At 70.8% G+C, this 19821-nt stretch carries 15 protein-coding genes; 11 read left to right on the top strand and 4 right to left on the bottom strand.

The genetic code is table 11. The features are described from left to right. Nucleotides 1-11 precede the first annotated feature (11 nt). Nucleotides 12-875 (top strand): MOSC domain-containing protein, encoded by an 864-nt coding sequence (locus tag GON04_RS12275; protein WP_157398132.1) that lies wholly within the window; start codon nt 12-14, stop codon nt 873-875. Nucleotides 876-885: 10 nt separating this feature from the next. On the opposite strand, the gene GON04_RS12270 is transcribed toward GON04_RS12275, so the two are convergent. Further along, complete coding sequence (locus GON04_RS12270) at nt 886-2682, bottom strand: sensor domain-containing diguanylate cyclase (RefSeq protein ID WP_181654015.1); 1797 nt, start codon at nt 2680-2682, stop codon at nt 886-888. Between the two features lie 31 nt (nt 2683-2713). Between GON04_RS12270 and ychF the strand changes: the two genes are divergently transcribed. Next, nucleotides 2714-3808 (top strand): redox-regulated ATPase YchF, encoded by a 1095-nt coding sequence (ychF, locus tag GON04_RS12265; RefSeq protein WP_157398130.1) that lies wholly within the window; start codon nt 2714-2716, stop codon nt 3806-3808. 39 nt (nt 3809-3847) lie between these two features. Here ychF and GON04_RS12260 read toward each other — a convergent pair whose 3' ends face one another. Continuing rightward, nucleotides 3848-4339, bottom strand: a complete 492-nt coding sequence (locus tag GON04_RS12260) for a YqaA family protein (RefSeq protein WP_157398129.1) — start codon at nt 4337-4339, stop codon at nt 3848-3850. Nucleotides 4340-4469: 130 nt separating this feature from the next. Here GON04_RS12260 and dusB point away from each other — a divergent pair, with 130 nt between their 5' ends. The 3 genes from dusB to purH all read left to right on the top strand — a co-directional run bounded on the left by dusB (nt 4470) and on the right by purH (nt 7415). After that, a complete protein-coding gene (dusB, locus tag GON04_RS12255) occupies nt 4470-5513 on the top strand; it encodes a tRNA dihydrouridine synthase DusB (protein ID WP_157398128.1) in 1044 nt (347 codons plus the stop codon). After that, nucleotides 5510-5749 (top strand): Fis family transcriptional regulator, encoded by a 240-nt coding sequence (locus tag GON04_RS12250; protein ID WP_157398127.1) that lies wholly within the window; start codon nt 5510-5512, stop codon nt 5747-5749. Before dusB ends, GON04_RS12250 begins: the two co-directional genes overlap by 4 nt. A gap of 73 nt (nt 5750-5822) precedes the next feature. Then, nucleotides 5823-7415 carry a bifunctional phosphoribosylaminoimidazolecarboxamide formyltransferase/IMP cyclohydrolase gene (purH, locus tag GON04_RS12245; RefSeq protein ID WP_157398126.1) on the top strand — a complete coding sequence of 531 codons (1593 nt, stop codon included), beginning with the start codon at nt 5823-5825 and terminating at the stop codon, nt 7413-7415. Nucleotides 7416-7477: 62 nt separating this feature from the next. Here the strand turns inward: purH and hemL are convergent, their stop codons facing one another. Together hemL and thiD are read right to left on the bottom strand one after the other, a co-directional pair. Further along, on the bottom strand, nt 7478-8785 hold the full coding sequence (gene hemL, locus GON04_RS12240) for a glutamate-1-semialdehyde 2,1-aminomutase (protein ID WP_157398125.1): 1308 nt from the start codon (nt 8783-8785) through the stop codon (nt 7478-7480). Continuing rightward, nucleotides 8769-9701, bottom strand: coding sequence for a bifunctional hydroxymethylpyrimidine kinase/phosphomethylpyrimidine kinase (gene thiD / locus GON04_RS12235; protein ID WP_157398124.1), 933 nt, complete (start codon nt 9699-9701; stop codon nt 8769-8771). The genes hemL and thiD overlap by 17 nt, the downstream gene beginning before the upstream one ends. A gap of 113 nt (nt 9702-9814) precedes the next feature. Here thiD and GON04_RS12230 point away from each other — a divergent pair, with 113 nt between their 5' ends. The 6 genes from GON04_RS12230 (at nt 9815) to GON04_RS12205 (ending at nt 19813) form a co-directional block, all read left to right on the top strand. Beyond that, nucleotides 9815-9967, top strand: coding sequence for a rubredoxin (locus GON04_RS12230; RefSeq protein ID WP_157398508.1), 153 nt, complete (start codon nt 9815-9817; stop codon nt 9965-9967). Between the two features lie 79 nt (nt 9968-10046). Next, nucleotides 10047-10457: a response regulator gene (locus GON04_RS12225; RefSeq protein ID WP_181654013.1), complete on the top strand. Its 411-nt coding sequence runs from the start codon at nt 10047-10049 to the stop codon at nt 10455-10457. A 2-nt stretch (nt 10458-10459) separates the two neighbouring features. Beyond that, nucleotides 10460-10825, top strand: coding sequence for a response regulator transcription factor (locus tag GON04_RS12220; protein WP_157398123.1), 366 nt, complete (start codon nt 10460-10462; stop codon nt 10823-10825). A gap of 19 nt (nt 10826-10844) precedes the next feature. Then, nucleotides 10845-11375 carry a chemotaxis protein CheW gene (locus GON04_RS12215; RefSeq protein WP_157398122.1) on the top strand — a complete coding sequence of 177 codons (531 nt, stop codon included), beginning with the start codon at nt 10845-10847 and terminating at the stop codon, nt 11373-11375. A 25-nt stretch (nt 11376-11400) separates the two neighbouring features. Continuing rightward, nucleotides 11401-13668 carry a methyl-accepting chemotaxis protein gene (locus tag GON04_RS12210; RefSeq protein ID WP_157398121.1) on the top strand — a complete coding sequence of 756 codons (2268 nt, stop codon included), beginning with the start codon at nt 11401-11403 and terminating at the stop codon, nt 13666-13668. A 31-nt stretch (nt 13669-13699) separates the two neighbouring features. Next, entirely contained in the window at nt 13700-19813 is a 6114-nt protein-coding gene (locus GON04_RS12205) for a hybrid sensor histidine kinase/response regulator (RefSeq protein ID WP_157398120.1), read from the top strand. Nucleotides 19814-19821: the final 8 nt, after the last annotated feature.

The raw sequence follows: 19821 nt of genomic DNA, 5'->3' as shown, positions 1-19821 counted from the left end.
CGACCCCTGCCATGCCTGCCGATCCCTCCACTCTCGAAGCGCGCATCGCGCGCCTGTTCGTCTATCCCGTCAAGTCCTGCGCCGGCGTCGAGCTGCGCGAGGCGGTGCTCACGGAGGCGGGGCTGGACCTCGACCGTGCCTGGATGGTGGTCGACGCCGATGGGACCGGCGTGACACAGCGGGAACTGCCGCGCCTGGCGCTGGTGCGTCCGCAGCTCAAGCTCCACGAGGTCATCCTGCGCGCCCCCGGCATGCTGGCCCTGCACCTGTCGATCGATGCGGTCGAGGCGGCGGTGAAGGTGCGGGTCTGGGACGACGAGGTCGCCGCCTACGACATGGGCGACATCGCGGCCCAGTGGTTCAGCGATTTCCTGGGCACCCGGCTGCGGCTGGTGCGGTTCGATCCCGAGCACCGGCGCCTGTCCGATCCGCGCTGGACCGGCGGCACCGAGGCGCCCAACCAGTTCAGCGACGGCTACCCGGTGCTGGTGACCAGCGAAGCCTCGCTGGCCGGCCTGAACGAGCGCCTGCTGGCTGCCGGCCATGCGGCCGTGACCATGGAACGCTTCCGGCCCAACGTGGTGCTGGCCGGCATCGAGGCCCACGACGAGGACCGGGTGGAGACCCTGCAGGTCCAGGCCGATGCGCCGGTGGCGCTGCGGCTGGTCAAGCCCTGCCCGCGCTGCCCCATTCCCAACATCGACCCGGCCACGGCGCACAGCAGCCCCGAGGTGCTGGACACGCTGCAGGGCTACCGGGCCGACCAGCGCCTGGGCGGCGCGGTGAGCTTCGGGATGAATGCCATCGTCGCCGAGGGCGAGGATGTGCTGCTGCGGGTCGGCCAGGCCGTGCGCGGCAACTGGGCCTTCGACTGAGCCCCGGCCGCTAGCGGGCGGCCGGCAACGGATCGCCGGGCAGTTCGCTGTCGGTCTCCAGCGGCATCCGCTGGGTGTCCTCGGGCTTGAGGAAGCGGATCGGGCGCCGCGTGCGCGGCGACATCGACCCCATCAGGGCATCGAGCGCCGCCTCGATCTCCTGCGGCTCGGCCATGCGTTCGCGCAGCAGCACGGCGGCGACGTGGAACTGCAGCGTGACGTCGGGCTTGAGGCCCTGCAGCGGCATGAGGCCGGCCGCGATGAGGCGGGCCGCCCGGTCGGTGACGCTGGTGCGCGAGGTCACGCCTTCCAGGATGAGCCCGAAGCGCGCCTCGCCGACGCGGCCGACCGTGTCGACGTCCCGCAGCACGCGGCGCAGCTTGATGACGCTGCGCAGCAGGCTCTGCTCGGCCACGGCCGAGCCGTGCACGGCCTTGATGCGACCGTAGTTGACGAGGTCGATGAACACCACCGCGGCATCTTCCTGGTGGCGCTTGTAGCGTTGCGTGACCTGCTGCAGGCGGTCGCGGAAGATGTGCGGCGCCAGCAGGCCGGTGAGCGCATCGTGGCTGGACAGCGCCTGCTCGCGGATCTCGGCGCCGCGCCGGTCGCGCGAACGCAGCGACAGCGCGACCAGCAGCAGCGGCACCTCGGCGACGATGGCGAGGACCACCGCGTACTGGGTGGCGAACGCCACCGGCAGGATGCCGAACAGGCGCAGGATCGCGGTGCCGACCGCCAGCGTGAGCGGCAGGTTGGCCAGCAGCACCCACAGGCCGACCCGGTCGCGCCGCCGCCAGGCCAGCCCGGCGACCAGCATGTTCAGGGTGGTGGCCGCCAGCAGGTAGAGCGCCAGCAGGTCCAGCGCCGCGCGGCGGTCGAGCAGCAGGTAGGCGATGGCCAGCGGCGTGCCGCCCCAGCCCAGCAGGAACGCGCTGCGGTCCAGGCGGGCATGGCGCGCCGCGATGCCGGTGAGCCGGCGCACGAACAGGATGGCGGCGCCGGCGGCCAGCATGGAGAGGCAACCCGGCGCGGCGTCGGCCAGCAGGCCGGACCAGGGCCACAGGAGGTGGGCGGCGACGCCGGTGTACGCCATCAGGCTGAGCGTGCTCAGGGCCGCGTAGAGCGCGTACCAGCCGTACACCTTGTCGCTGAAGGCCCAGCTCTGGGCCAGGCAGGCGGCGATCAGCAGCAGCAGCGCGCCGTAGGCGGCGCCCAGCCCGAGGTATTCGAGTTGCAGCTGGTGGGTGTGGGCGCTGTCGCTGGCCAGCCGCAGCGGCACGGCGGTGGGGATGGCGCTGCGCAGCTGGAGATAGACCTCGCGCGCCTGGCCGGCCGGCAGCTCGAGCCGGAACGCCGGGTAGCGGCCGGCCTCGGGCCAGCGCTCGACGGCGAGGGTGTCGCCGGCGCTCAGGCCCTTCCAGCGGCCGCGCTCGTCGCGCTGCCAGGCGGTGGCCTGGTCGACCAGCGGGTTGGGCACGACCACCAGCCAGTGCAGCCGTTCGCCCTCGGCCCGCTGCAGGCGCAGGCGCAACCACAGCGCGGAACCGGGGCCGAGCGGGTAGATCGCGTCGGCCACCGTCGGGGCGAAGCGGTCGGGGCCCTGCGCCACTTCGTCGACCAGGGCCATGCCGGTGGGGTCGAGCCAGGCCTGCGCCAGGGCGTCGGCCCGCAGCAGGCCGAGGCCGTCACTGAGCAGGACGGGGGCATCGCGCGCCGGCGCGGCGGCCAGCGCGGCGGTGCAGAGCCAGGCGGCGAGCAGGACGAGGAGCGACCGCAGCGCCAGGGCGGCGCGGGGGCTTGGCATACACTGCGGCGCTTGTCTGTCTGGAACTGCCATGAGCTTGAAGTGCGGCATCGTGGGCCTGCCCAACGTGGGCAAGTCGACCCTGTTCAATGCCCTCACCAAGGCGGGAATCGCCGCCGAGAACTATCCCTTCTGCACCATCGAGCCGAACGTCGGCATCGTCGAACTGCCTGACCCGCGGCTCGCCCAGCTGGCCGGCATCGTCAAGCCGGAGCGCATCGTACCGGCCATCGTCGAGTTCGTCGACATTGCCGGGCTGGTGGCCGGCGCGAGCAAGGGCGAGGGGCTGGGCAACCAGTTCCTGGCCCACATCCGCGAGACCGACGCCATCGTCAACGTGGTGCGCTGTTTCGAGGACCCGAACGTCATCCACGTGTCGGGCAAGGTCGACCCGGTGTCCGACATCGAGGTGATCCAGACCGAGCTGTGCCTGGCCGACCTGGGCACGGTGGACAAGAGCCTGGCGCGCTACACCAAGGCCGCCAAGTCCGGCAACGACAAGGAGGCGGCCAAGCTGGTCGCGGTCCTGACCAAGGTGCAGGCCACGCTGAACGAGGGCAGGCCGGTGCGCACGCTGTCGTTCTCGGACGAGGAGCAGGCGCTGCTCAAGCCGCTGTTCCTGATCACGGCCAAGCCGGCCATGTTCGTGGCCAACGTCGACGAGGGCGGGTTCACCGACAACCCGCTGCTCGACCGGCTGCAGGCCTACGCCGATGCGCAGAAGGCGCCGGTGGTGGCCATCTGCGCCAAGATGGAAGCCGAGATGGCCGACATGAGCGACGAGGACAAGCAGATGTTCCTCGCCGAGATCGGCCAGGAGGAGCCGGGGCTCAACCGCCTGATCCGCGCCGCCTTCAAGCTGCTGGGGCTGCAGACCTACTTCACGGCCGGCGAGAAGGAAGTGCGCGCCTGGACCGTGCGCATCGGCGCCACCGCGCCGCAGGCCGCCGGTGTCATCCACACCGACTTCGAGCGCGGCTTCATCCGGGCCCAGACCATCGGCTTCGAGGACTACGTGCAGTACAAGGGCGAGCAGGGCGCCAAGGACGCCGGCCGCATGCGCAGCGAGGGCAAGGAGTACGTCGTCAAGGATGGCGACGTGATGAACTTCCTGTTCAACGTCTGACGCGGCGGCGCAGCGCGGCCACCGCAAGGGTGGCCGCCTTCAGCCGCCCAGTCCCGGCAGCCCGCCGGGGAAGACCCACATCAGCGCGCCGGTCATGGTGATGTAGCGGGCGAACTTGCCCACCAGCATGTAGGCGGTGCAGGGCCAGAACGGCATGCGCAGCCAGCCGGCCACCGCGCACAGCGGGTCGCCCACCACCGGCAGCCAGGCCAGCAGGCAGGCCTTGGGGCCCAGCCGCTCCAGCCACTCGATCGCCTTCAGGTGCGAACGCGAATGGCCCCACTTGTCCACCACCTGGTGGGCGCCGTAGCCGAGCCACCAGTCGAGCATGCCGCCCAGCGTGTTGCCCACCGTCGCCACCAGCACGGCGGGCCAGAACAGGTCGGGGTTGAGCTTGATCAGGCCGAACAGGGCCGGCTCCGATCCCATCGGCAGCAGCGTGGCCGAAATGAACGAGACGATGAAGAGCGTCGACAGCCCGAAGCGGGGAAGTGCCAGCAACGCCAGCATGGAGTCGAGCCACTCTTGCATGCGCGCGCATGTTACGGCAGTCAAGTGCCGAAAACCTGTAGGTGCGTACGCAGTCACCGCCCGGCGGCCGCGTCAGGCGGCGCGCATACAATCGTGCCTCATTTTTCAGCAGCGACGCCCGCCTTCCCCCATGCACATCGGCCCGTACGTCCTGGCGAACAACCTGTTCGCCGCGCCGATGGCAGGCGTCACCGACCGGCCGTTCCGCCAGTTGTGCCGCCAGCTGGGGGCCGGCTACGCGGTCAGTGAGATGGTGACGTCGCGGCGCGACCTGTGGAACTCGCTGAAGACCTCGCGCCGCGCCAACCACGAGGGTGAACCGGGGCCGGTGGCGGTGCAGATCGCCGGCACCGACGCGGCCATGATGGCCGAGGCCGCCGCCTACAACATCGACCGCGGCGCCCAGATCATCGACATCAACATGGGCTGCCCGGCCAAGAAGGTGTGCAACAAGTGGGCCGGCTCCGCGCTGATGCAGGACGAGCCGCTGGCGCTCGCCATCGCGCAGGCCGTGGTCGCCGCCTGCGAGCCGCGCGGCGTGCCGGTCACGCTCAAGATGCGCACCGGCTGGGACGCCCACAACCGCAATGCCGTGCGGCTGGCGCGGGCGTTCGAGGCCGCGGGCGTGCGCATGCTGACCGTGCACGGCCGCACGCGCGAGCAGGGCTACAAGGGCTGCGCCGAGTACGACACGGTGGCCGCCGTCAAGGACGCGGTGCGCATCCCGGTGGTCGCCAACGGCGACATCGATTCGCCGCGCAAGGCGCGCGCGGTACTGGCCGCCACCGGCTGCGACGCCGTCATGATCGGCCGGGCGGCACAGGGGCGGCCCTGGATCTTCCGCGAGGTCGCCCACCACCTGGCCACCGGCGAGGACCTGGCGCCGCCGCTGGTGGCCGAAGTCCGCCGCCTGCTGCTGGCGCACCTCGAGGACCACTACGCCCTGTACGGCGAATTCACCGGCGTGCGCAGCGCGCGCAAGCACATCGGCTGGTACGTGCGCGGCCTGCCCGGCGGCGAGGACTTCCGCAACCGCATGAACGCGCTCGAGGACCCCGCCGTGCAATGGCGCGCGGTGGGCGAGTTCTTCGACCGCCTGGCCGCCCTGCATGGCGACCGCCTGCCGGTGACCGCACCACACGACCAAGAAGCGACCGAAGAACAAGACGCATGAGCAAGAAGCAGATCGAGGAGTGCGTACGCAACAGCCTGGAAGGGTATTTCCGGGACCTGCGCGGGACCGAGCCGGACGGCATGTACGAGATGCTGGTCAAGGTGGTCGAGAAGCCGCTGCTAGAGGTGGTCATGGCCAGGGCCGACCAGAACCAGTCGCGCGCCGCCGAATGGCTGGGCCTGAACCGCAACACCCTGCGCAAGAAGCTCGTCGAGCACAAACTCCTGAAAGGTTGAGCCTGCGGTGGGGGCGTGACCTGAACCGCCACCCATCGCCGCCCGCCGCTCAACGCCAATGTCGAACCTCCCCATGAACGCACTCCTTTCCGTCTCGGACAAGACCGGACTCCTCGAGTTCGCCCGCGGCCTGCACGCGCTGGGCATCCGCCTGATCTCCACCGGCGGCACCGCCAGGCTGCTGGCCGACGCCGGCCTGCCGGTGACCGAGGTGGCCGAGGTCACCGGCTTTCCCGAAATGCTCGACGGCCGCGTCAAGACCCTGCATCCCAAGGTGCACGGCGGCCTGCTCGCGCGGCGTGACCTGCCCGAGCACCGGGCGGCGCTGCAGGCCCACGGCATCGACACCATCGACCTGCTGGTGGTCAACCTGTACCCGTTCGAAGCCACGGTCGCCAAGGCCGGCTGCACGCTCGAGGACGCGATCGAGAACATCGACATCGGCGGCCCGGCCATGGTCCGCAGCGCGGCCAAGAACTGGAAGGACGTGGGCGTGCTGACCGACGCCGCGCAGTACGAGGCCGTGCTGGCCGAGCTGCGCTCGTCCGGCCAGCTGTCGGATGCGACCCGCTTCGGCCTCGCGGTGGCGGCGTTCAACCGCATCAGCAACTACGACGCCGCCATCAGCGACTACCTGTCCAGCCTGCAGGGCGCGCCCGGCGCGGAGCCGGGGACGGCGACCCGCTCGCCCTTCCCCGGCCAGGCCAACGGCCGCTTCGTCAAGCTGCAGGAGCTGCGCTACGGCGAGAACCCGCACCAGCAGGCGGCGTTCTACCGCGACCTGTACCCGGCGCCCGGCTCGCTGGTCACCGCCGTGCAGCTGCAGGGCAAGGAGCTCTCGTACAACAACATCGCCGACGCCGATGCGGCCTGGGAATGCGTCAAGAGCTTCGACGCGCCGGCCTGCGTCATCGTCAAGCACGCCAATCCCTGCGGCGTGGCGCTCGGCGCGCAGCCGCTGGAGGCCTACGAGAAGGCGTTCAAGACCGACCCCACCTCCGCCTTCGGCGGCATCATCGCCTTCAACCGGCCGCTGGACGGCGCCGCGGCGCAGGCGGTGTCCAAGCAGTTCGTCGAGGTGCTGATGGCGCCCGGCTTCTCGCCCGAGGCGCTGGCGGTGTTCCAGGCCAAGGCCAACGTGCGCCTGCTGCAGATCGCGCTGCCGCCGGGCGGCCGCAGCGACTGGGACAACGGCCGCAACCTGATGGACGTCAAGCGGGTGGGCTCGGGGCTGCTGATGCAGACCGCCGACAACCGCGAGATGACGCTGGCCGAACTGAAGGTCGTGACGAAGAAGGCGCCGACGCCGGCGCAGCTGCAGGACCTGCTGTTCGCCTGGAAGGTCGCCAAGTACGTCAAGTCCAATGCCATCGTGTTCTGCAGGGACGGCATGACGATCGGGGTCGGCGCCGGCCAGATGAGCCGCATCGACTCGGCCCGCATCGCCAGCATCAAGGCCGGCAACGCCGGGCTGTCGATGGCCGGCACGGTGGTGGCGAGCGACGCCTTCTTCCCGTTCCGCGACGGGCTGGACGTGGTGATCGACGCCGGCGCGACCTGCGTCGCGCAGCCCGGCGGCAGCATGCGCGACGCCGAGGTGATCGGCGCGGCCGACGAACGCGGCATCGCGATGGTGTTCACCGGCGTGCGCCACTTCCGCCACTGAACGGAGCGCGCATAACGACAAAGGGCGCCGCGGCGCCCTTTTGTCCGGGTGCGCGAAGGCGGTCAGGCCAGGGTGGCGAACACCTCGCGGGCCGCGGCCACGGTGTCGGCGATGTCCTGCTCGCTGTGCGCGGCCGAGACGAAGCCGGCTTCGTACAGCGCCGGCGCGATGTAGACGCCGCGGTCCAGGAGGCCGTGGAAGAGGGCATTGAAGCGTGCGCCCTCGGTCTGCATCACCTGCCCGTAGTTGCGCGGCAGTTGCGGCAGCAGGAAGAAGCCGAACATGCCGCCCTCGCTGTCGGCGCAGAAGGGGATGCCCTCCGCCTTCGCCGCACCGGCCAGGCCGTCGACGAGCGAGCGGGTCCTGGCGGCCAGGGCTTCGTAGAACCCGGGCTTGGTGACCTCGCGCAACGTGGCCAGTCCGCAGGCGGTGGCGACCGGGTTGCCGGACAGCGTGCCGGCCTGGTAGACCGGCCCCAGGGGAGCCAGCTGCTCCATGATGGCGCGCGGGCCGCCGAAGGCCGCCAGCGGCATGCCGCCGCCGATGACCTTGCCCAGGACGGTGAGGTCGGGGCGGAAGCCCGGGATCTGCGCCGCGTAGTGCGCCTGCGCGCCACCGAGGCCGACCCGGAACCCGGTCATCACCTCGTCGAACGCGAGCAGCGCCCCGTGCTGCGTGCACAGCTCGCGGCAGCGCCGGATGAACGCGGTGTCGGCGCGCACGAAGTTCATGTTGCCGGCGATGGCCTCGATCATCAGGCAGGCGATGTCGGGGCCGTGCAGCGCGAAGGCTTCCTCGAGCTGCGGCAGGTTGTTGTATTCCAGCACCAGGGTGTGCTGCACGACTTCCGGCGGCACGCCGGCACTGGTGGGGTTGCCGAACGTGGCCAGGCCGGAGCCGGCCTTGACCAGCAGGGCGTCGGCGTGGCCGTGGTAGCAGCCCTCGAACTTCACCAGCTTGCTGCGGCCGGTGGCGCCGCGCGCCAGCCGGATGACGCTCATCGCCGCCTCGGTGCCGGAGCTGACCAGCCGCACCATCTCCAGCCCGGGCAGGACGGCGGCGATGGCTTCGGCCAGTTCGATCTCGCGTTCGGTGGGCGCGCCGAACGAGAAGCCTTCGCGCACGGCCCGCTGCACCGCCTCGACGACGGCCGGGTGGCCGTGGCCCAGGATCATCGGGCCCCAGGAGCCGATGTAGTCGATGTGGCGGCGGCCGTCGGCGTCCCAGAAATAGGCGCCCTCGGCGCGCTGCACGAAGCGTGGCGTGCCGCCGACGGCGCGGAAGGCGCGCACCGGCGAATTGACGCCGCCGGGGATGATGCGGCGCGCGCGGTCGAACAGTTGCTGGTTGCGGTCAGTGCTTGGTGTCATGCGCGGGCATGTCCAGGACTTGCAGGGCCTGGGCTTCTTCGTCGGTGAGGTCGCCCGGTTCGCCCTCGGGCTGGGCCCAGAACAGGCGGTCGGGCACCACGTTGCCCATGCCGGGCCGGAAGCCGGCGTCCAGGCACCGGTCCAGGTAGGCCAGGGCCTCGGTGGCGGCCGCGGCCAGGTCGCTGCCGCTGGCCACCAGCGCCGCCAGGGCCGCCGACAGGGTGTCGCCGGCGCCGGAGAACACCGCTTCGAAGCGCTCGAACTTCTCGCTGCCCAGCACCGACTGTGGCGTGGCAAGCACGTTGTCGATGAATTGGTCCGGCAACGGGATGCCCGTCACGAGCGTGTACGCGACCCCCACTTCGGAGGCCGCCTTGGCGATGTCGCGCGCGGTGGGGCTGCGGTCGCTGCTCCAGTCGGGCAGCAGCCAGCGCCACAGCGTGCTGTGGTTGCCCACCAGCACCGTGGTCTGCGGCAGCATCAGTTCGCGGAAGGCATCGAGGTACAGGTCGATCTGCGATTCGTCCCACCAGGCCAGGTTGGGCATGTAGGCGATGACGGGGACGTCGGCGTAGTCGGCGGCGATGCCGGCGACGACGCTCACCGCCTCGGGGCTGCCGAGGAAGCCCACCTTGAACACCTGCACCGGCGTGTCCTCGAGGATGGTGCGGGACTGCTCGGCGACGGCCTCCTCGTCGAACGGGAAGTGGTCGAGGATCTCGGCCGTGTCGCGGGCGTACGCGCCGGTGACCACCGGCAGTGCGTGCGCACCCACCGAGGCGATGGCAGTGACGTCCGCCGCGAGCCCGCCGGCACCGCTCGGGTCGCTGGCGTTGAACACCATCACGCACGCGGGACTGTCGTCGGCGCTGTCCTGCGTGACGTCAGCGGTGGTGATGGGGGAAGGGTTGGTCATTGGCCTGAATCATCCAGGCATCGGCACTGTGCAAAACCGCCGCAAGTGCCCTCGATACAATCGTTGCATTCTATTCGAAGGCCCTTTAAGCTGTGACTGAAGCGAAAACCTGGATGTGTCTGATCTGCGGCTGGATCTACGACGAAGCCGCCGGTGCCCCCGACCATGGCATCGCCCCCGGCACGCCGTGGGACCAGGTGCCAATGAACTGGACCTGCCCTGAATGCGGAGCCCGCAAGGAGGACTTCGAGATGGTGCAGATCTGAGGGAGAAGGGCCACTTCGTTTCGGGTCTTCCGGACGACGATGCAAGCCCCGGGTAGTTACAAATGAGGAGCAGCGTCAAGTGAGCACGAACGGGTTCAAGGTGCTGGTGATCGACGACAGCAACACGATCCGGCGGAGTGCGGAAATCTTCCTGAAGCAGGGCGGCCACGAGGTCATGCTGGCCGAGGATGGCTTCGACGCGCTGGCCAAGATCAACGACTACCAGCCCAATCTGATCTTCTGCGACATCCTGATGCCGCGCCTGGACGGTTACCAGACCTGCGCCATCATCAAGCGCAACGCCAGGTTCGCCGCCACCCCCGTGGTCATGCTGTCGTCCAAGGACGGCGTGTTCGACAAGGCGCGCGGCCGCATGGTCGGCTCGCAGGACTACCTTACCAAGCCTTTCACCAAGGACCAGCTGTTGCAGACGGTGCAGCAGTTCGGCGCCGCCGGCGCGGCCAACGCGGCGCCTTCAAATCAGGAGTGAGAATGCCGATCCAGAAAGTGCTCGTCGTGGACGATTCCAAGACCGAGCTGATGTTCATGACGGACCTGCTGCAAAAGAGCGGCTTCACCGTCAAGACCGCCGAGAACGCCGAGGATGCGTTCCGCCGCCTCGCGGAGGACAAGCCGCACCTGATCCTGATGGACGTGGTCATGCCCGGCCAGAACGGGTTCCAGCTCACGCGCGCCATCACCCGCGATCCGCTGTATGCCGACGTGCCCATCATCATGTGCACGAGCAAGAACCAGGAAACCGACCGCGTGTGGGGCATGCGCCAGGGCGCGCGCGACTACATCACCAAGCCGGTCGACGCCGACGAACTGATGGCGAAGATCAAGGCCCTGGGCTGACCCGGTCGCCGGCACGACCATGGCCAATCGCGAAGCCCTGCGCGAACTCCAGAGCCGGCTGGCAACCCGGATGCAGGCCGCGCGGGCCGAGGGGGTGCAGTCTTCCTGGCTGGCCGTCGAGGCCGCCGGCTCCCGTTACCTGTTTCCGCTCGCCCAGTCCGGCGAGATCTTCCCGTTCGCCCCGCCCCAGCAGGTCCCCTACACGCAGCCGTGGTTCCTGGGCGTCGCGAACCTGCGCGGCGGCCTGTACGGCATCGTCGACCTGGGCAGCTACGCCAGCGGCCGCGCGCCCGCGCCGCGCACCGAGATCGGCCGCGCCGAGGCGCGCCTGGTGGCGCTGAACGCCGGCCTCGAGGTCAACTGCGCGCTCCTCATCGATCGTCTCGCCGGCCTGCGCAACCCCGACGCCTTCGTGTCCGGGGAGGCGCCGTCGGCCGATGCACCCGCTTGGTTCGGCAGCGGCTACACCGACGCCAGCGGCGCCTTCTGGCAGGAGATCAACCTGCAGGCGCTGTCGCAACAACCCCAATTCCTGAGCATCAGCGCTTGAAGCGTTCCCGGAAGGCACTGCACCCATGTCCGTCGTCGACCACCTGAAGAAACTGTTCCCGCGCAAGTCCTCCGATGCCGAAACGACCGGGCAGCTGAGCCTGGCCGACGGCTCCGTCGACCCCATGGGCATGGCGCCCATGGAGCCCGGCACCACCGGCCGCGCGCCGCTGGAGGGCGAGGACAGCATCGATCCGGTCGAGGCCGTCGAGGGCGTCACGCCGGGCGAGCTGGTCTCGGTGCCGCTGCTCGGGCGTCGCACCATCGCCAGCCACCAGCGCATCTTGTTCGGTCTGCTGGCCTTCTCGCTGGCCGGCCTCGGCACGGTGGCCGTGGTGGCCGTGCGGCAGGCCGACAAGGTCGCCCAGCAGGTGAAGAACACCGGCGACTCGCTGATGCAGTCGCAGCGCCTGGCCAAGTCGGTGTCGCAGGCGCTGGTCGGCAGCCCGCAGGCCTTCCCCGACGTGCGCGACAGCTCGCAGGTGCTGGCCCGTTCGGTGCGCGGCCTGAAGGACGGCGACGAGTCGATGCGCCTCGACCCGGTCGTGGTGGAGTTCCAGGGCGACGTCGAGAAGATCCTGCCGCTCATGCAGCGCGCGGAGAAGAACGCCGCCACCGTGATGCAGCAGCAGAAGATCCTGACCCAGGTGGGCGCCGCGCTGCGCACCATCAACCGCCAGTCGTCCGACCTGCTCGAGATCGCCGAGACCGTGTCGTCGCTGAAACTGCAGCAGAACGCCTCGCCGGCCGAGATTTCCGCCTCCGGCCAGCTCGTGATGCTGACCCAGCGGATCGGCAAGTCGGCGAACGAATTCCTGACCGTCGAAGGCGTGAGCCCCGAGGCCGTGTTCCTGCTCGGCAAGGACCTGAACTCGTTCAAGGAAATCGCCCAGGGCCTGCTCGAGGGCAGCCCCGAGCTGCGGCTGGCCGGCTCCAAGGACCCGCAGACGCGCGAGCGCCTGACGGCCCTGCTGAAGGCTTACGAAGAGACCCGCAGCCAGGCCGGCGCCATCCTGGGCAACCTGCAGGGCCTGGTGTCCGCCCGCGAGGCGCAGGCATCCATCATTGCCGACAGCGAACCGATGCGCCGCTCGCTCGAGGAGCTGCAGGGCAAGCTGTCGTCCGAGACCGGCCTGAGCGCCCTGTCCTTCATCACCCTGGCCCTGGCCGCCGTCTTCGCCATCGCCTGTTCGATCGGCCTGGCCTACGTGCAGCTGCAGGACAGCCGCAAGCGCCAGGAAGTCGCCGAGCAGCAGCGGCTGGAAGCCGAGCGCCAGGAGCAGGAAGCCAAGCGCGTCAACGACGCCAACCAGGCCGCCATTCTTCGCCTCATGAACGAACTGCAGACGGTGGCCGAAGGCGACCTGACGCAGGAAGCCACCGTGACCGAGGACATCACCGGCGCCATCGCCGACTCGGTGAACTACACGGTGGAGGAACTGCGCCAGCTGGTGGGCAACGTGCAGAACACGGCCACCAAGGTGGCGCAGACGACGGCCCAGGTGGAAAGCACGTCCACCGAGCTGCTGGCCGCCTCCACCGAGCAGCTGCGCGAGATCCGCGAGACCGGCCAGTCGGTGCTCGACATGGCGTCGCGAATCAACGCCGTGTCCGGCCAGGCGCAGGAATCGGCCCAGGTGGCGCGCCAGTCGCTGCAGGCTGCCGAGTCGGGCCTGGCGGCGGTGCAGAACGCCATCGGCGGCATGAACTCCATCCGCGACCAGATCCAGGACACTTCCAAGCGCATCAAGCGGCTGGGCGAGTCCTCGCAGGAGATCGGCGAAATCACCGAACTGATCTCGGACATCACGGAACAGACCAACGTGCTGGCCCTGAACGCCGCCATCCAGGCCGCGTCGGCCGGTGAAGCGGGCCGCGGCTTCTCGGTCGTGGCCGAGGAAGTGCAGCGGCTGGCCGAGCGCTCGGCCGACGCCACGCGCCAGATCTCGGCGCTGGTGAAGGCCATTCAGACCGACACCCAGGACGCCGTGGCCGCCATGGAGCGCTCCACCCAGGGCGTGGTCGAGGGCGCCAAGCTGTCCGACAACGCCGGCACCGCGCTGACCGAGATCGACCAGGTGTCGCGCCGCCTCGCCGAGCTGATCGAGCAGATCTCGTCGACCGCCGCCAAGGAAGCCGAATCGGCCAACGTGGTGGCCGGCAACATCCAGCACATCTTCGCCGTGACCGAACAGACCGGCGAGGGCACGCGCTCCACCGCCCAGCAGGTGCGCGAACTCTCGCGCATGGCCGAAGAACTGCGCCAGTCGGTCTCGCGCTTCAAGATCGCCTGAGCGGCGAGCGGCCCAACGCCAGCCACAGCCCATGCAAGCCAACGACACCGATCTCGACCTGGCGACCAACGACCTCGGGCCGCTGGCCTGGGTGCTGGACGAACTGCGCAAGTCGCTCGATTCCGCAACCGCCGCCCTGCGCCGGTTCGTGCGGGATGCGGGGCTGGCGCGCGGCTCCGACATGGCCTCGGTCGATGCCGGCCAGCTGCGCATTGCGCGCCAGCAACTGCACCAGGCCGTCGGCGCCCTCGAGATGGTGGGCCTGGCCGCCCCGGCGCATGTGCTGCGCTCGATGGAAGCGGCGGCGCAGAAGTTCGTCGAGCGTCCCGAGCTGTGCAGCGAGGCGGCCGCCGCCAAGGTCGAGAAGGCCGGCTTCGCGCTGACCGAATACCTCGAGGGCCTGCTGCTCGGCAAGCCCACCTCCTCGGTCGCGCTGTTCCCGCAGTACCGCGACGTGCAGGAGCTGGCCGGCAGCGACCGCATCCACCCGGCCGACCTGTGGCCGTACGACTGGCGCTGGGTCGAGCCCGAGACCCCGGCCGTTCCCCAGACCCTGATCTACGACCCGGCCGTGCGCTCCCGCATGGACCAGGCCGTGCTGCGCATCGTCAAGTCGGCCGATGCCGCCGCGGCGCGCGACGTCGTCGACTGCAGCCTGGGCCTGGCCGCTGGCCAGGCTGCGCGCCAGCCGCGCATCTTCTGGAAGCTGTGCGCCGGCTACTTCGAGGCGGTGGCGGGCAACCTGCTGCCGGTCGACGTCTACGTCAAGCGGGCTGCCTCGCGCGTGCTGCTGCAGTACGCCACGCTGGCCAAGGGCGAGCAGGGCGTGTCCGATCGCCTGGCCCAGGACCTGCTCTTCTTCTGTTCGCAGGCGGTGCCGGCCAAGCCGGTCGACGCACCGTCGCTGGCCAGCGTGCGCGCGGCCTACGGGCTGGGGCGCTACAAGCCGGTCGACTACCAGACCCCGCAGTTCGGCCGCTTCGATCCGGTGCTGCTCACGCAGGCGCGTAAGCGCATCGCGGCCGCCAAGGACACCTGGTCCGCACTGTCCGGCGGCGACGGCACCAAGCTGCGCCCGGTCGCCGAGCAGTTCCACCTGATCAGCGAGTCGCTCACCAAGCTGCACCCCGCCAGTGCGCCGCTGGCGCAGGCGCTGAGCGCCACCGTCGACGGTGTGGTGCGTGCCGGCCAGCCCCCGCGCACCGAGGTCGCGATGGAAGTGGCCACCGCCGTGCTGTACCTGGAAGCCGCCTTCCAGGACCTGGACCCCAGCGACTCGCAGCTGGCCGTGCGCACCGCGCGCCTCGCCGAGCGCCTGGACCAGGTGCGCCACGGCGGGCAGGCGCAGGCGCTCGAGTCGTGGATGGAGGAGCTGTACCGTCGCGTCAGCGACCGCCAGACCATGGGCAGCGTGGTCAGCGAGCTGCGCGGCACGCTGGGCGAGCTCGAGAAGGTGCTCGACGCCTTCTTCCGCAACCCCAGCGAGAAGGCGCCGCTGCAGAACGCGCCCACCCACCTGCTGCAGATGCGCGGCGTGCTGTCGGTGCTCGGCCTCGACCAGGCCGCCCAGGCCGTGGTGCGCATGCGCGAGACCGTCGAGGCCATCCTGCTGGCCGAGCCGCAGGACGGGCAGGCCGGCACCGCCGCCTCGTCCGAGAAGCTGGGCAACAACCTGGGCGCGCTCGGTTTCCTGATCGACATGCTCAACTACCAGCCGACGCTGGCCAAGAAGCTGTTCGTCTACGACGACGCCCGAGGCGAGTTGCGTCCGCTGATGGGCCGCATGACCCCGGTGGCGTCGGCGGCCGATGCCGCGGGCGCGCTCGGCGAGGCCAGGGGCTCCGACGCCGGCGCGCCAGCCGCCACGCATGCCATTCCTGCCGTCGCCCCGGCCCCGGCCCCGGGCGTGATGGCCGCGGCGCAACCGGCCGCACCCGTGCAGGTGGCCCCGAGCGCGGTCGTGCCCCCATCGCAGCCCGCGGCGGCGCTGCCGGTTTCCGCGCCCGTGGTCATCGAGGAACCACCCGACGCCGAGCTGCTGGAGATCTTCCTCGAGGAAGCGCGCGAGGTGGTCGGCAACGGCCTGGCCGCGCTCGAGACGCTGGCTTCCAATCCCGCCGACGTGGCGGAGCTCACCACCTTGCGGCGGGCGTTCCACACGCTCAAGGGCAGTTCGCGCATGGTCGGCCTGAACGAGTTCGGCGAAGCCGGCTGGTCGATGGAGCAGGTGCTCAATACCTGGCTGGCCGACCAGAGACCGGCCAGCGACAAGCTGTGCACCCTGGCCACCGAGGCCCTGCGCGCCTTCGGGCGCTGGGTCGACGACATCGCCGCGCGCAACAACGCCGCCTGGAAGGCGGGCATGTTCCGCGTCGCGGCCGATGCGCTGCGCAACGACGACCGGCTGCTGCCGATCGGCCTGCCCGACGCAGCCGCCGCGCCGCAGCCCGAGCTGCCGAGTGCAGCCGCGGGGGCACCGGAAGTCGCACCGGTCCCCGCGCTGTCGCTGCCGGACTTCGCAGCCGACATTCCCGCCTTCGCCGCCGCGCCGGTGGCGCCCGCACTGCCGAGCGAGCCGCCGGCCCTGTCGCAGGCCGAGCCGGCGGCCGAGCTGCCGGCGTTCTCCCTCGACCTGCCCGAGGTGACGGTCCCCGCCATCGACTCCGCGGTGGCGCCGCTGGACGCTCCGGCGACCCAGCTCGACTTCATGCCCATCGACGAGGTGATCGAGGCGCCGGAGGTCTCCGAAGTCCCGCTCGAGGACTTCGACCTGAGCCTGTTCACGAGCCCGGCCCCGGCTGCCTCGCCGACTGTGTCCGCCCTTGCCGTGCCCGATGTCCCGGCCGTGCCCGATGCGTCGGCCGATGCGGCGGCCGACGAAGGGCTGGACTTCCATGCCACCCATGTCATCCGGGGCGAGCCCGTGGTGCCGGTGGAAATGCCGGTCGCCGAGCTGCCGGCTGCGCAGGACTTCGTCGTCGACCTCGACTTCGTCGCCGAGCCGCCGGTGGTGGCCGACCTGGCGGCGGCCCCGCCCGTGATCAGCGGCATCGATTTCGACAGCCTCGATGCCATCGCGCAACCGGCGCAGCCACAGCCGGCCACGCCGGCCGACGTGACCATCGAGGCCCCCGCAGCCATCCAGCTCCCCGCGGCCATCGAGTCCATCCCGGCGATCGAGGAGCACGCCGCGGCCGCGCCGCCGGTCGACGACCAGACCAAGGTCATCGGCGGCCTGCGCATCGGCATCCCGCTCTACAACGTCTACCTGAACGAGGCCGACGAATGGTCGCGACGCCTGGCCACCGAGATCGGTGAGTGGGCCATGGAGCTGGGCCGCCCGGTCCCCGATTCGGTGGTGGGCCTGGCCCATGCGCTGGCGGGCAGTTCGGCGACGGTCGGCTTCCAGGCGCTGTCCGAGGTTGCCCGCACGCTCGAGAGCTCGCTGCAGCACGCCCAGACCCTGGCCTACGGCACGCCTCAGCACGGCCAGGCCTTCGTGAACGCGGCGGAGGAAATCCGGCGCCTGCTGCACCAGTTCGCTGCCGGCTTCCTGAAGGACGCCGACCAGGCCGTGGTGCGGGCGCTGCACGCAGCCGACCAGCTGGTGCTGCCCAAGCGCCCCGAACTGCGCGATTCCGGTCCCGGCGACCTGGCCGCGACCGAGCTGGCCGCGCCGGTGCGCGGCGCTGCCGCCACCCAATTCGTCGCCTTCGATTCCCTGCCGGTACCGTCGGCCGCGCAGGCCGTCACCGCCGCCGGCGAGGTCGCCGAGGGCGAGGAGGACATCGACGCCGTCGATGCGCTCGACCCCGACCTGTTCTCGATCTTTGAGGAAGAAGCGGCCGAACTCATGCCGCTGCTGGGCGGCGCGCTGCGCCTGTGGGCGTCCAAGGGCGATGCCCAGGCGCGCGACGGCGTGCTGCGCGCCCTGCACACGCTCAAGGGCAGCGCCCGGCTGGCCGGTGCGCTGCGCATGGGCGAGCTGGCCCACCGCATGGAGTCGGCGGTCGAGGGGCTGCCGCCCGAGAGCCACGGCGCTGCGCTCGATCCGCTGCTGCAGCGCTTCGACACCCTGCAGGCCAACTTCGACCGCCTGCGCGCCGGCACCGAAGCCGCTGGCGCCAATCCCACGCTTGCCGCCCCGCTGGAGGCAGCGCCCACCAGCGCGGCGCCGCTGGCCGGACCGGCACCCGAGCCCTCCACGCCCGCCCCGGCCGTGCCGCGCAGCGCACTCCCGGTGCCGGTGGCCAGCCAGCTGGTGGTGCCGCGCGCGGCTTCCAACCAGGCGGTGCGGGTGCGCTCGCAACTGCTCGACCGGCTGATGAACCAGGCCGGCGAGGTCATGATCACCCGCTCGCGGCTGGAGAACGAGCTGCGCAACCTGCGCGGCTCGCTGAACGACCTGACTGGCAACCTCGACCGTCTGCGCAGCCAGCTGCGCGACATCGAGCTGCAGGCCGAGTCGCAGATGCAGTCGCGCCTGGCCCAGGCCAAGGAAGCGGCGGCCGGCTTCGATCCGCTCGAGTTCGACCGCTTCACCCGGGTGCAGGAACTGACCCGCATGATGGCCGAGTCGGTCAACGACGTCGCCACCGTGCAGCGCAACCTGCAGCGCACGGTGGAAGCCACCGAGGACGACCTGATCGCGCAGGCGCGCCAGACACGCGAGCTGCAGCGCGACCTGCTGCGCACGCGGATGGTCGAGTTCGAAAGCATCTCCGATCGCCTCTACCGCGTGGTGCGGCTGGCCTCCAAGGAGAGCGCCCGCCAGGTGAAGCTCGACATCACCGGCGGCAGCATCGAAATGGACCGGGGCGTGCTCGACCGCATGACCGGCGCCTTCGAGCACCTGCTGCGCAACTGCGTGGCGCACGGCATCGAGGAACCGGCGGTCCGCGCCGCCGCCGGCAAGGACCCCACCGGCACCATCCTGATCCACGTCCAGCAGGAGGGCAACGACGTCGCCGTGGAATTCCGCGACGACGGCGCCGGCCTGAACCTGGCGCGCATCCGCGACAAGGCGCTGCAGCAGGGCCTGATCACGGCCGACCAGCCGCTGACCGACGCCGACGCCGCCAACCTGATCTTCATGCCGGGCTTCTCGACCGCGGCGCAGGTCACCGAACTGGCCGGCCGGGGCATTGGCATGGACGTGGTGCGCTCGGAGATCAACGCACTCGGCGGCCGCATCGAGACCAGCACCCAGGCCGGTCGCGGCACCAGCTTCAAGCTGGTGCTGCCGCTCACCACCGCGGTGACCCAGGTCGTGATGATTCGCAGCGGCACGCTGGCCCTGGGCGTGCCGGCCAACCTGGTCGAGACCGTGCGCCGGGCCCCGGCGCGCGAGGTCGAGATCGCCTACAACAGCGGCAGCTACGGGTTCGACGGCGAGCAGCTGCCGTTCTTCTGGTCGGGCGCGCTGCTGCAGTCGTCGCCGCGCAGCACCGAACCGCAGGGCAAGACGCTGCCCGTCATCGTGTTCCGCAGCGCCGCCCAGCGCGTCGCCCTGCACGTCGACGAAGTGCTGGGCAACCAGGAAGTGGTGGTCAAGAACCTCGGCCCGCAGCTGGCCCGCCTGCCCGGCCTGGCCGGCATGACGGTGCTGGCCTCGGGCGCGGTGGTCCTGATCTACAACCCGGTGGCGCTGGCCGCCGTGTACGGCGAGCAGGCCCGCCTGCTCAGCGCCGACCGGGCCCAGCCCGAGCAGCTGGCCAGCAGCGCCGGCGTGCCGGCCGCGGAGGCGCCGGCGGTGGCCCCGCAGATCCCGCTGGTGCTGGTGGTCGACGACTCCATCACCGTGCGCCGGGTCACACAGCGGCTGCTGCAGCGCGAGGGCTACCGCGTCGCGCTGGCGGCCGACGGCCTGCAGGCGCTGGAGCGGCTGGCCGAGGAACGTCCGGCGGTGGTGCTGTCCGACATCGAGATGCCGCGCATGGACGGCTTCGACCTGGCGCGCAACATCCGCGCCGACGCCCGCTGGGCCGCGTTGCCGATCGTCATGATCACCTCGCGCATCGCCGAGAAGCACCGCGAGCACGCGCGCGAACTGGGCGTCAACCACTACCTGGGCAAGCCGTACGCCGAAGAGGAACTGCTGAGCCTCGTCAGGCACTACAGCGTGCCGGCCAAGGCGCCCGCCTGATCCCGCCC

Origin of the sequence: Ramlibacter pinisoli, from assembly GCF_009758015.1 — a bacterium.
Taxonomy (GTDB): Bacteria; Pseudomonadota; Gammaproteobacteria; order Burkholderiales; family Burkholderiaceae_C; genus Ramlibacter; species Ramlibacter pinisoli.
The sequence above is the reverse complement of the archived record's forward strand: the minus strand, read 5'-3'. Positions and strand labels throughout refer to the sequence as shown.